Raw genomic sequence first — 11777 nt, forward strand, 5'->3', positions numbered from 1 at the left:
CCTCGGTCGTGTGTCACTGGAACTACCCGCCGTACGCCCGCAGCGGCTCTCGTCCCGCGGCCGCGGCACCGCGTTGATCCTCGTTTCCTCGGTCTGCTTCGGCAGTTCCGGCACGATAGCCAAACCCGCGATGCTCGCGGGGTTCTCGCCGGAACAGGTCGCCGCCGCGCGGATCGGGCTCGCCGCGGTCGTCCTCGTCGTCGCCGCCGCGCTCTTCCGCCCGCGCCTGCTGCGGGTGCGGCGCGCGGAGTGGCCCGTCGTGCTGGGGTACGGGATGCTCGGCGTGGCGGGCGTGCAGCTGTGCTACTTCGTCGCGGTGGGACGGTTGCCGGTGGGCATCGCGATCCTGCTCGAGTTCACCTCGCCCGTGCTGATCGCGCTGTGGACGCGGTTCGTGCGCGGGGTCCGGCTGAGCCGCGTGATGTGGCTCGGCATCGGGCTCGCGATGCTGGGGCTGGCGCTGGTCGCCGAGGTGTGGGAAGGGCTGAGCCTCGACGCGGTCGGGTTGCTCGCCGGGCTCGGCGGTGCGTTGTGTTCGGCGGCGTACTTCCTGCTCGGCGAACACGGCGCGGCCACCCGCGACCCGCTCGGCCTCGTGCTGTGGGGCATGGTCGTCGGTGCCGTGGTGGTGTGCGCCGTATCCCCGCCCTGGCGGCTGTCGGGGCTCGACGCGGTGACGGACTTCGGGCCGTGGCACCCGCCGGTGTGGCTGCTGCTGGTGGCGGTGGCCCTGCTGTCCACGGTGTTCGCCTACGGACTGGGCACCAGCGCGCTGCGGTACCTGCCCGCGGCGGTCGCGTCGGTGCTGGGGCTGCTGGAACCGGTCGTCGCGACGGCCAGCGCGTGGGCGCTGCTCGGTGAGGCGCTGAGCTGGGTGCAGCTGGCCGGCGCGGTCGTGCTGCTGGGCGGTGCGGCGCTCGTGCAGTACGTCCACAGCAGACAGAGCGGTCAGGCGCACCCCGCGGTGGGGCAGGAGAGCCCGGCGAGCGCGCCGTAGAACACGTCGGCGATGTGCGCCAGGTCGGGTGCCACGAACGCCCGCCCGCCGGTCGCCGCGGTGATCGCGTCCAGCTCGGGCACGTCGATGTCGGTGCCGAGGCCGATGGCGATCACCGGCAGTGGCCGCTTCGGGTCCTGCAGGCTCCGCAACTGGTCGAGCAGCTGGTCGCGGCTGATGCCGTGCGGGTCGGAGTTGCGCCCGTCGGTCATCAGGATCACCAGGTTGAGCCGCCCGGGCTCCCACTCCTGGCGGGACTGCCGGTAGGCGGCGAGCACGGTGTCGTACAGCCCGGTCTGGCCGTTCGGCGTGGCCCGCAGGTCCCGCAGCCGCTGGGCGGCCCCGGCGGCGAGCTGCGTGCTGACCGGCGCCATCGGCAGGACCTCGCGGTAGTCGCGGTCGCCGTCCAGCTCGGTCGCGAAGATCCACGTGGCCGTTTCGGACGTGGGTTTGAACAGGTCGAGCGCCCGCGCCGCGGCGTCGACGGTCAGCTGCATCCGGGTGCGGTCGCCGGAGCCGGGCACGACGGCGTTCATCGACCCCGACACGTCGATCAGGACGCGGGCGCGGGAACTGGTGTTGATCTTCGCCCACTGGCCGAGCAGCGCGTCGAGCGCGTCGTCCGGAGGCAGCGACGCCAACGGCTGCGTCCGGGCGGACACGTGTTCGTCGCCGACGTGCCCGTAGAGCATGCGGCCGTCCGGGGTGCGCACGCCGACGTCCGCGAGCGCGGCCTGGCCGTCCGGTTCGAGCAACGCGCGCAGCAGCTTCGCGGCGGCCTCGCGCTGCGCCTGCCCGGCGTTGCCCAGCACCGCGAACGGGTAGTCCAGCGACGGCACCGGCTGCGGAGCGTACAACGCCACCAGCTGCGCCGGCGTCGCGGTGACGCCGGCGCGCGCGTTGTACCGAAGCACCGAGGTTTCCGACGCGGGGAAAGCGCTTACCGGCTGCCGCGAACTGCCCGCGCCGGGCAGCCTGGCGTACAGGTCCGCCACGGCGGGCAGCGTGTTCGGCGCCAGTCTGCGCATCCCGGCGGCCACTTCGGACGGTTGGGAAAACGCTTTCGAGATGCCCAGCAGCGCCGACACGCCCGCGGGGTCCGTCCCCGGGTCCGGCAGCCCGACCGGCGTTCCCGACGCCAGCAGCTCCGGCCAGTCCGGCTGTTCCTCCGGCCAGCCAAGCGACCGCGCGACCTCCTCCGTCACCGCGAACACGACGGGCGAGTTGGCGATCGGCGAACCGGACTCCGGCACGTCCGCGGCCCCGGCCGCCTTCGCGCGGCGCAGCCGCAACGTCGAGTCGGGGATCCAGACGTCCGGCCGCTTCGTCCCGTCCGCGACGGTCAGCGACGAGGCGACGGCGGCCGGATCCCGCTCCTCGACCTCGAAGCGGAAGCACTGTCCACCCGCGACGGTCCGCCCGATCCGGTCCACCGCCGCCGCGAGTTCCGGCGCGACCGCGACGCGGACCGTGTCCTCCCCGGCACAGCCGGGTCGCTGGGTCGCGCGCTCCACGACGACCCAGCCGGTGGTGCCCAGTACCAGGACCGCCGCGGTGGCGGCGAGCACCAGGGGCACGCGCCGCCGCCCGGTGGCAGGCTCGTGTCGCCCCACCGGTATCGCCTCCTGCAACTCGAGTTCGGCTACAGGTTAGAGCGAAAATCGAGCAGCACAGGCGCCACCGGGAGGAGCGGGGACTCCTCCGTTCGGCTCAGACCGGGATCACGGTGGGCACGATCATCGGCCGGCGGCGGTAGGTCTCGGCGACCCAGCGGCCCACCACGCGCCGCACCGCCTGCGCGATGCGGTGGCTCTCCGTGATGCCCTCGGCCTCGGTGCGCGACAGCTCCATCTCCACCAGCGGCACGACCGCGTCGAGCGCCTTCGGGTCGTCGGAGAACCCGCGCCCGGACACCGTCGGCGTGCTCACCGCCCGGCCGGTCGTCGAGTCCACCGCGACGGTGATCGCGATGAACCCGCCCTCGCCCAGCACGAGCCGGTCCGAGAGGGTGGACTCGCCGACGTCACCGACCGACAGCCCGTCCACGTACACGTGCCCGACCTCGACACGCCCCGTCGTCCGGGCCCGGCCGTCCACCAGGTCGACGACCACGCCGTCCTCGGCGAGCACCACGTTCTCCGGCGCCACCCCCGTGCGCACGGCCAGCGCCGCGTTCGCCCGCAGGTGCCGCCACTCGCCGTGCACCGGCATGACGTTGCTGGGGCGGATCGCGTTGTACAGGAACAGCAGCTCACCGGCCGACGCGTGGCCGGACACGTGCACCTTCGCGTTGCCCTGGTGCACGACGTGCGCGCCCAGCCGGACCAGGCCGTTCACGACACCGAACACGGCGGTCTCGTTGCCCGGGATCAGCGAGCTGGCGAGCACGACGGTGTCCCCGGCGCGGATCGAGATCTGCCGGTGCTCGCCGCGCGCCATGCGCGACAAGGCCGACAGCGGCTCGCCCTGCGAACCGGTGGACACGAACAGCACCTTGGTCTCGGGCAGGTTGACGGCCTCGTCGAGGTTCATCAGCAGGCCCTCGGGGATGTTCAGCAGCCCCAGGTCCGCCGCGATGCCCATGTTGCGCACCATCGAGCGGCCCACGAACGCCACGCGCCGCCCGTGCCGCACCGCCGCGTCGAGCACCTGCTGCACGCGGTGCACGTGGCTGGCGAAGCACGCCACGATGACCCGCTGGGTGACCTTGCCGATCACGTCGTCGAGCACCGGGCCGATGTCGCGCTCCGGCGTGACGAACCCGGGCACCTCGGCGTTGGTTGAGTCGATGCACAGCAGGTCGACACCCTCGTCACCGAGCCGGGAGAACCCGGCCAGGTCGGTCAGCCGCCCGTCGAGGGGCAGCTGGTCGAGCTTGATGTCCCCGGTGTGCAGCACGACCCCGGCGGGGGTGCGGATCGCGACCGCGAGCGCGTCCGGGATGGAGTGGTTGACCGCGAAGAACTCCAGCTCGAACGGGCCCACCGTGCGCCGCTCGGCCTCGGTCACCTCGATCAGCTTCGGCCGCTGCCGGTGCTCGCGGCACTTCGCCTCGAGCAGCGCGAGCGTGAACCGCGAGCCGTAGACCGGCAGGTCGGGGCGCATCCGCAGCAGGAACGGCACGGCACCGATGTGGTCCTCGTGCCCGTGGGTGAGCACGAGCGCGTCGATGTCGTCGAGCCGGTCCTCGATGGCGCGGAAGTCGGGCAGGATCAGGTCGACGCCGGGCTGCGCGTCCTCGGGGAAGAGCACCCCGCAGTCCACGATGAGCAGCCGCCCGGCGTGCTCGAAGACGGTCATGTTGCGGCCGACCTCGCCGATGCCGCCCAGCGCGACCACGCGCAGGGCACCTTCGGGCAGGGCGGGCGGCGGGTTCACCGGGCCTGGCCCGGCGGGTTTCGGAGAACTTGCAGTCACCTAGGAATGATCCCAACGCTGGTATGGGTGGTCGGCGCGACGTAGGCCGCGGCCGAGTCCGCTTGCGCGACCCTCGAACTGTGCCAGTCCTGGCCGTGCGACTCGTCGAGGGGGACCCCCGCCTGGGCGAGGTCGCCCGCGATGGCCTCGATCTGCTCCGGCGAGGCCGGGACGATCGGCAGCCGCGGGTCACCCGCGTCGTGGCCGCGCAGGCGCAGCGAGGTCTTCGCGAACACGACCCCGCCTACCCGCGACATCGCGCGGTAAACGGGCAGCATGCCGCGGTGGTTGGTGCGCGCGGTGGAGGTGTCGCCGCTGTCGTAGGCGTCGAGCATCGCGCGGATGCGGCCCGCGACGACGTGCCCGATCACGCTGACCACGCCGGTGGCGCCGACCGACAGCCACGGCAGGTTCAGCGCGTCGTCGCCGGAGTAGTAGGCCAGGTGCGTGTTGGCGATGACCTCGCTGCCGGCCAGCAGGTCGCCCTTGGCGTCCTTGACCGCGAGGATCCGCGGGTGCTCGGCGAGGCGGAGCAGCGTGTCGACCTCGATCGGCACGATCGAGCGCGGCGGGATGTCGTAGAGCATCACCGGCAGCCCGGTCGCGTCGGCGACGGTCGTGAAGTGCGCGTACAGCCCCGCCTGTGAGGGCCGCGAGTAGTAGGGGGTGACCACCAGGACGCCGTGCGCGCCGGCCTTCTCGGCCTCGCGCACCAGGTGCACGCTGTGCGCGGTGTCGTACGTGCCCGCCCCGGCGACGACGGTCGCCCTGTCCCCGACCGCCTCGACGACCGCGCGGATGACGTCGGCCTTCTCCTCGTCGGAGGTGGTCGGGCTCTCCCCGGTGGTCCCGTTCACGACGAGCCCGTCGTTGCCCAGTTCCACCAGGTGCTCGGCGAGCTCCCCGGTGCGCTTCAGGTCCACCGCGCCGTCGGCGTCGAACGGGGTGACCATCGCGGTGAGCACGCGCCCGAACGGCCTGCCGGGCGCGGCGGTGGGTGGAGTGGACATGCTGTTGACGGTACCTCTTCCGCGCCGGTATCTCCGCGACGACCTGCCGGTTCGGCATGATCGGCAGGCGGTGTCGCCCTCCTGCCGGAGAATCACCGGCGGCGCTGTGTCGCGGCGGGAACTTCTGCGGCTACTCCAGCGGCGTGGAAACGGCTCCGGTGAAGGCCTCCGGCTTGCCCGCGAGGCAGTAGACCTTGCGCACGGGCTCACCGGAGTAGCTGTTCTCGGTCTGCGTCTCCCACGCCTGCCGCGACGGGACGAGCGCCTGGTAGGTCAGGCCGGTGCGGTCGCGGACGGCGTTGGAGTGGAAGGTCATCGCGCAGCGCGCCTCGGCCCACTCCCGCAGCTTCTCCGGGTACCCGGCCTTGACCGCGTCGGAGTCGTTGGAGCCGTAGGTGGTGGCGGTGTCGTAGAGCTCGGCGAAGTGCAGTTCCTTGCAGTCCACCCAGTCGTCCTGCGCGACGCCCGCGCCGCTGAGCGGGATCTTCAGGCACGGGTAGCTCGACGAGACGACCAGCGCGGGCACGTCGCCCCCCGAGCCGTAGGTCTGCGTCGGGCGCATCGCCGGGTCCGGGTCCGGGGTGGCCCACCGGTCTCCGAGCACGAACCCGCCCGCGAGCAGCAGCACCGCCGCCACGACGGCCGCGATCCACCACGGCCTGCGCTTGGCCGGCGCGGCCGCGACCTTCGTCGGCACGGGACCGGACCACGCCGGCGCGCCGTGCGGCGGCGTGGGCTGCGCCGCTTGTGGCGTGGCGGCCAGCGAGAGCAGCTGGTGCGCCTGGTCGGCGGAGATCCGCGCCTGCGGGCTGGTGATCAGCAGGCCCATGATCGCGGCGGCCAGCGGGCCCCGCACCCGCGTCAGGTACGGCACCTCGTGCAGGATCGCGTGCAGCGTGGCCGCGGTCGTGGGCCGGTCGAACGCGAGCGCGCCCTCGGCGGCGAAGAACAGCGTCGCGCCCAGCGACCACAGGTCCGAGGCGGGCAGCGCCTCCTCCCCCGCGACCCGTTCCGGCGCCATGAACGCGGGCGAGCCGATGATCATCCCGCTGGTGGTCAGCCGCGGGTCGTCCACGGCCTGCGCGATGCCGAAGTCGGTCAGCTTCACCCGCCCGTTCGGCGCGACCATGATGTTGCCCGGCTTGACGTCGCGGTGCACGATCCCGGCGCCGTGCGCGGCCTGCAGCGCCGTGAGGACCTGGCGGCCGATCTCGGCGACCTGGGCGGGCGGCAGCGGCCCCTGGCGGCGCACCAGCTCGGCGAGCGTGGGCGCCTCGACCAGCTCCATCACGATGAACGTGCTGCCCTGCTCGGCGACGACGTCGAACACCGTGACCACGGCCGGGTCGTTGAGGCGGCCGCCGGTGCGGACCTCACGCAGCACGCGCTCGCCGAACACCGTGTCCTCGGCTCCGTCCGGCAGCCGCAGCTCCTTGATCGCCACGTGCCTGCCGATCACCCGGTCCTCCGCGCGCCAGACGACCCCCATGCCGCCGCGCCCCAGCTCCGCCAGCAGCGCGTACCGGCCGGCGACCAGCCGGGGAGCGGGCTGGGTGGCCTGGGTCGTGTACTCGGAGGTCACGGGGTTGCGCCTTTCGTCGGGATCGGACAACCGGATGCTAGTCCGACCCGCCGGGCGCCCCGGTGGTTCCCGCTTGGTCAGCCCGCGAACGTCAGGTAGACCAGCACCACGTTGAGCACGCTGATCACCCCGGCGATCGCCCACGCCAGCACCGTGGTGACGCGGTGGTTGGCCGACTCGCCCATCAGCCGCCGGTCGCCGGTGATCCGCACGAGCGGGACCAGCGCGAACGGGATGCCGAACGACAGCACCACCTGGGAGATGACGAGCGCGCGTGACGGGTCCACCCCGATCGCGAGCACCACGATCGCCGGGGTGAGCGTGATCAACCGCCGCAGCAGCAACGGGATCCGCTTGCGCAGCAGGCCCTGCATGATCATCGCGCCCGCGTACGCGCCGACCGACGTGGACGCCAGCCCCGACGCGAGCAGCCCGACCGCGAACAGCAGCGCCATGCCGCCGCCCAGCAGTTCGCCGATCGCCGAGTGCGCGCCCGCGATCGAGTCCACATCGGACCGGCCGCGCAGCACCGTCGCCGCGAGCAGCACCATCGACAGGTTCACCGCGCCCGCGAGCAGCATCGCGAGCGTGACGTCCAGGCGGGTCGCCCGCAGCAACGTGGTGAGCCTGCCGTCGGTGGCGCGGCCGTGCCGGTCGCGGGAAAGCCCGGAATGCAGGTAGACCGCGTGCGGCATGACAGTGGCGCCCAGCATCGCGGCGGCGATCAGTACGCTCTCGGTGCCGTCGAACCGCGGCACCAGCCCGCCCAGCACGCCCGTGCCCGACGGCGGTTCGACGACCACGCTCGCCACGAACCCGATCGCGATCACGGCCAGCAGCCCGGTGATCACGCGCTCGAACGGCCGCTGCCCGCGCTTGTCCTGCACCAGCAGCAGTCCCATCGACACCACGCCGGTGATCACGCCACCGACCAGCAGCGGCAGGTGGAACAGCAGGTTCAGCGCGATCGCGCCGCCCACGACCTCGGCGAGGTCGGTGGCGATCGCGACCAGTTCGGCCTGCCCCCAGTACGCCAGCCGCCCGGCGCGCGGCATCCGCTCGCGGATGGCTTCGGGCAGCGACAGCCCGGTGACGATGCCGAGCTTCGCCGACAGGTACTGCACGAGCCCGGCCATCAGGTTCGCCGCGAAGATCACCCAGACCAGCAGGTAGCCGAACTGGGCCCCGGCGCTGATGTTCGACGCCACGTTGCCGGGGTCGACGTAGGCGATGGCGGCGACGAACGCCGGGCCCAGCAGGACCGAGCCCGCCCGCACGCGAGCCAGCTTCGGCCGCACGGTCTCCGCCAGCGCCATGCCGTCCACCTCTCGCTTGCAGTGGTCCTAAATCAAAGTTTAGGCACGCCGAACTTCTGAGTTCAACCCAGATGAGAGGAGTGTTACCCGAAACGGACTCGGTTATGCCGGGAGGTGCACCTCGTGCCCGGCCGACGTCAGCGCGGCCTTGGCGCGCGCCAGGTCGGACTCCTTGACCAGCACGTGCTCGGTGTCGAAGGTCGAGAGCGTCACCAGCGGCACCCCGGCGGAGGCCAGCTCGTTGGTCAGCGCGGCGATCACCCCGGTCAGCGTGAAGGCCAGCGGGCCGCGCACGGTCAGCAGCCGCCAGCCGCCCTCGACCTGCGCGCCCTCCGGCACCTCGTCGACCGGGCACACCACGGACAGCTCCTTCGCCGTGCGCGTCACCGAGGCGAACGCGGTCCGGCCCGGCGCCAGCAACGCGGCGGGCACCACGGCCTCCGCGCCCAGGCGCGCCACGGCGTACTCCCCCGGCTGGAGGTCGATCGCGAGGCGCTTCACCCTTCCAGCACCTTCGGGCTCGACGCGACCTCGGTGCCGTCCGGCAGGGTCGAGATCGTGAAGTCGGCGAAGACGTTCGCCGCCACCTTCTGCAGCTGCCGCAAGCATTCCACGGCCAACCCCCGGATCTCGACGTCGGCGTGCTCGGTGGCGCGCATCGCGATGAAATGCCGCCAGGCGCGGTAGTTCCCGGTGACCACGATGCGGGTTTCGGTGGCGTTGGGCAGCACCGAGCGGGCCGCCTGGCGCGCCTGCTTGCGGCGGAGCGTCGCGCTCGGGGCCTCGGCGAACTTCTCCTCCAGCCCGGCGAGGAGCTCGGTGTAGGCGTCCACGCTGGCCTGGGTGGCCTTGACGAACTTCTCGTGCAGCTCGGGGTCGTTCGCGATGACGTCCGGCTCGACGAACGCCGCGTCCCGCTCCGGCACGTACCGCTGGGACAGCTGGGAGTACGAGAAGTGGCGGTGGCGGATCAGTTCGTGCGTCAGGGAACGGGAAATCCCGGTGATGTAGAAGCTGACGGAGCCGTGCTCCAGCACCGAGAGGTGGCCGACCTCGATGATGTGGTCGAGATAGCCGGCGTTGGTCGCGGTCCTCGGGTTCGGCTTGCCCCACGACTGGTAGCACGCCCGGCCGGCGAACTCCGCGAGCGCCTCGCCGCCGTCCGCGTCGGTGGACCACGGCACGTCCTCCGGCGGGAAGAACTCCGTCTTCGCGATCAACTGCACCCTCGGCGCGACGGTTCCGGCCATGCGCACTCCTTCCCCTCTTCGAGATCGAGCCTAGCCGTCCGCACCGCGACACCTTGACTGACACCATTCGTGGTGTCATGGTGGTGTCATGGATTTGTCGCCTTACATCAACAACCTCCGTGAGGACCTCAGCGCGACGGCCTCCGCGGGAGACGAGAACACGCGTCGCGCGGCCGCCGTGCTGTCGGCGGCGCTGGAGCCGGCCGTGCGGCTGGCGCTGATGAACGCCCTGTCGGACCTCGCCGCCGAGGTCACGACGCAGCTGCCGGACCAGGTCGTCGAGGTCCGGCTCGACGGGCGGGACGTCCGGGTCGTCGTCACGGGGACCGGCACGGGTGAACGGGAGGGCGGGCCGGTGCCACCGCCCCCGCCACCACCGCCGCCCGCCCCGGAGGGGGACAACAACATCGCGCGGATGACGCTGCGCCTGGTGGAGCAGATCAAGGGCCAGGCGGAGCAGGCGGCGGCCGCGCAGGGGGTTTCGCTGAACACGTTCATCTCGCAGGCGGTGCAGGGTGCCTTGCACGGCACGTCGCACCTGCGTGGCGAGTCGCAGAGCAAGCCGGCGCGGGGCGAGCGCAGCGACTCGCACCTGCGTGGCTGGGTGAGGGGTTGAGCATGGGCGAGCAGCCGGGGGGCGAGCTGATCCGCACGGAGACGTTCGACGCCGAGGGTCCGCTGGACCTGGACGTGAGCGTGCCGCTGGGCCGGGTCGAGGTCGAGTTGACGGAGACGGCGGAGGCCGTCGTCGAGGTCCGGCACGCGCCGGACGAAAGCGAGCCGTGGGCGCAGGGGGTGTCGAGCCTGCTGAACTGGTTCAACGACCAGTTCGGGGACCAGTTCGGTGGTGCGCAGCTGCGGGGTGGCGCGAAGGAGGCGGTCGAGCAGACGCGGATCGAGCTGACCGGGAAGCGGCTGGTGGTGCGCGCGCCGAAGGCGTTGCCGCTGCGGAACCAGCCGCTGGCGGTGAAGCTGCGCGTGCCGACGAGTTCGACGCTGGAGGTGCGTGCCGGTTCGGCCGACGTGCGGGTGACCGGGACGTGTGGCCGGGCCGATGTCGCGACCGGTTCGGGCGAGGTGGCGCTGGACCGGGTGGAGGGCCCGACGAACGTGCGGACCGGCTCGGGTGCGATCCGCCTGGGGCCGGCGTTGTCGGGGCTGCAGCTGCGTTCGGGCAGCGGCGACGTGGAAGCCGCATCGCTCGACGGCTCGGCAACGCTCGTGACCGGAACGGGCGACGTGTGGCTGGGTGCGACGACGGGGAAGGTCCTGGCGCGCAGCGGCAGCGGCAACCTGTCGGTGGCGGAGGCGGTGAGCGGTTCACTGGAGCTGATCACCGGCAGCGGGGACATCCGCGTGGCGATCCGGCCCGGGGTGGCCGCGGAGGTGGACCTGTCGAGCTCGAGCAAGGTGACGAGCGAGCTGGAGGTGTCCATGGAGCCGCCCGAGGGCGAGGTCCCGCTGACCATCCGCGGCCGGACGGGGCTGGGGAAGGCAGTCCTCACCCGCGCGACCGCGTAGCGGTCGGGGGGGCGCCGGGCCGGGGACGGACGGCACGGCGGGGGGTAGGGGCGCCGGGCCGGGTCGGATCGGACGGCGCGGCGGGGTTGGGAGGCGGGCGCCGGGGACGGGCGGGGGCGCCGGGGCCGGGGACGGTGGCCAAGCCACGCGGTGAGGCGCCGGCCGAAGCGGGGCAGCGACGCACGGCGGACGGCGCGGCGAGGGTTGGGACGGACGGTGCGGCGGGGTTGGCCGGGGACGGACGGCACGGCGGGGGGTAGGGTCAGGCGCCGGGGCGGGTGCGGTGGGCCGATCTGGCGATGGGGCTGGTCGCGGCCCGCCCGGCGGAGCAGGACTCGCCACGGCGGAGCGGAGCCGGTGGCGGCCCGCACGGGCGGTCGGGCGTGGCGGCTAGGCCAGGCGGGGCTGGAGCAGCGGCGGGCCAGGCCCGTGGCGGCCCGGTCCGGCCGGACCCGGCGGGGCGGGGCGGGCGGGTGTGACAGCCAGCGGCCGGTCAGTCGTGTGGGCCAGTGCGCAGCGGGCAGGCAGCGGTGGGGCGCGGCGTGGCGCGGCGGTCGGGCGTGGCAGCTGGCGACGGGCGGCGCGGCGAGTCGGGACGGGGCCGCTTCGCGTGGAGGCGGCTAGGTCATGTCTGACAATGTTGTGGTCCAGGTGATGACGGCGTGCAGGAGGATGGCTGCTCGG

The 11777-nt window shown here is 73.0% G+C and carries 10 protein-coding genes; 3 read left to right on the forward strand and 7 right to left on the reverse strand.

The window, feature by feature from the left end; all coding sequences use genetic code 11:
* Nucleotides 1-10 precede the first annotated feature (10 nt).
* Nucleotides 11-997, forward strand: coding sequence for an EamA family transporter (locus ABFX51_RS35205; protein WP_346056339.1), 987 nt, complete (start codon nt 11-13; stop codon nt 995-997).
* On the opposite strand, the gene ABFX51_RS35210 is transcribed toward ABFX51_RS35205, so the two are convergent.
* The 7 genes from ABFX51_RS35210 to thyX all read right to left on the reverse strand — a co-directional run bounded on the left by ABFX51_RS35210 (nt 949) and on the right by thyX (nt 9572).
* The gene (locus ABFX51_RS35210) at nt 949-2610 is read right to left on the reverse strand and encodes a substrate-binding domain-containing protein (protein WP_346056340.1); all 1662 of its coding nucleotides are present in this window, start codon (nt 2608-2610) and stop codon (nt 949-951) included. The two genes, ABFX51_RS35205 and ABFX51_RS35210, sit on opposite strands and share 49 nt — an antisense overlap.
* 97 nt (nt 2611-2707) lie before the next feature.
* Nucleotides 2708-4414, reverse strand: coding sequence for an RNase J family beta-CASP ribonuclease (locus ABFX51_RS35215; protein ID WP_091516441.1), 1707 nt, complete (start codon nt 4412-4414; stop codon nt 2708-2710).
* Nucleotides 4411-5424, reverse strand: a complete 1014-nt coding sequence (dapA, locus tag ABFX51_RS35220; protein WP_091516440.1) for a 4-hydroxy-tetrahydrodipicolinate synthase — start codon at nt 5422-5424, stop codon at nt 4411-4413. The genes ABFX51_RS35215 and dapA overlap by 4 nt, the downstream gene beginning before the upstream one ends.
* Before the next feature lie 130 nt (nt 5425-5554).
* Nucleotides 5555-7006, reverse strand: a complete 1452-nt coding sequence (locus ABFX51_RS35225) for a serine/threonine-protein kinase (RefSeq protein ID WP_346056343.1) — start codon at nt 7004-7006, stop codon at nt 5555-5557.
* Nucleotides 7007-7083: 77 nt separating this feature from the next.
* On the reverse strand, nt 7084-8322 hold the full coding sequence (locus ABFX51_RS35230; protein WP_177228999.1) for an Nramp family divalent metal transporter: 1239 nt from the start codon (nt 8320-8322) through the stop codon (nt 7084-7086).
* 102 nt (nt 8323-8424) lie between these two features.
* The gene (locus ABFX51_RS35235) at nt 8425-8823 is read right to left on the reverse strand and encodes an ACT domain-containing protein (RefSeq protein ID WP_091516435.1); all 399 of its coding nucleotides are present in this window, start codon (nt 8821-8823) and stop codon (nt 8425-8427) included.
* Nucleotides 8820-9572 carry an FAD-dependent thymidylate synthase gene (gene thyX / locus ABFX51_RS35240; protein ID WP_091516434.1) on the reverse strand — a complete coding sequence of 251 codons (753 nt, stop codon included), beginning with the start codon at nt 9570-9572 and terminating at the stop codon, nt 8820-8822. The genes ABFX51_RS35235 and thyX overlap by 4 nt, the downstream gene beginning before the upstream one ends.
* An 88-nt stretch (nt 9573-9660) precedes the next feature.
* Between thyX and ABFX51_RS35245 the strand changes: the two genes are divergently transcribed.
* Together ABFX51_RS35245 and ABFX51_RS35250 are read left to right on the forward strand one after the other, a co-directional pair.
* Complete coding sequence (locus ABFX51_RS35245) at nt 9661-10188, forward strand: toxin-antitoxin system HicB family antitoxin (RefSeq protein ID WP_091516431.1); 528 nt, start codon at nt 9661-9663, stop codon at nt 10186-10188.
* Nucleotides 10189-10190: 2 nt separating this feature from the next.
* Complete coding sequence (locus ABFX51_RS35250; protein ID WP_091516428.1) at nt 10191-11093, forward strand: DUF4097 family beta strand repeat-containing protein; 903 nt, start codon at nt 10191-10193, stop codon at nt 11091-11093.
* Nucleotides 11094-11777 lie beyond the last annotated feature (684 nt).

The sequence above is a fragment of the Amycolatopsis dongchuanensis genome (assembly GCF_039542405.1).
Lineage (GTDB): Bacteria > Actinomycetota > Actinomycetes > Mycobacteriales > Pseudonocardiaceae > Amycolatopsis_E > Amycolatopsis_E sacchari.

Excerpts from the sequence above, each read along its gene's own strand:
- dapA (WP_091516440.1), bottom strand. The coding sequence starts at position 5,424 with ATGTCCACTCCACCCACCGCCGCGCCCGGCAGGCCGTTCGGGCGCGTG.
- ABFX51_RS35230 (WP_177228999.1), bottom strand. The coding sequence starts at position 8,322 with ATGGCGCTGGCGGAGACCGTGCGGCCGAAGCTGGCTCGCGTGCGGGCG.
- thyX (WP_091516434.1), bottom strand. The coding sequence starts at position 9,572 with ATGGCCGGAACCGTCGCGCCGAGGGTGCAGTTGATCGCGAAGACGGAG.
- ABFX51_RS35245 (WP_091516431.1), top strand. The coding sequence starts at position 9,661 with ATGGATTTGTCGCCTTACATCAACAACCTCCGTGAGGACCTCAGCGCG.
- ABFX51_RS35250 (WP_091516428.1), top strand. The coding sequence starts at position 10,191 with ATGGGCGAGCAGCCGGGGGGCGAGCTGATCCGCACGGAGACGTTCGAC.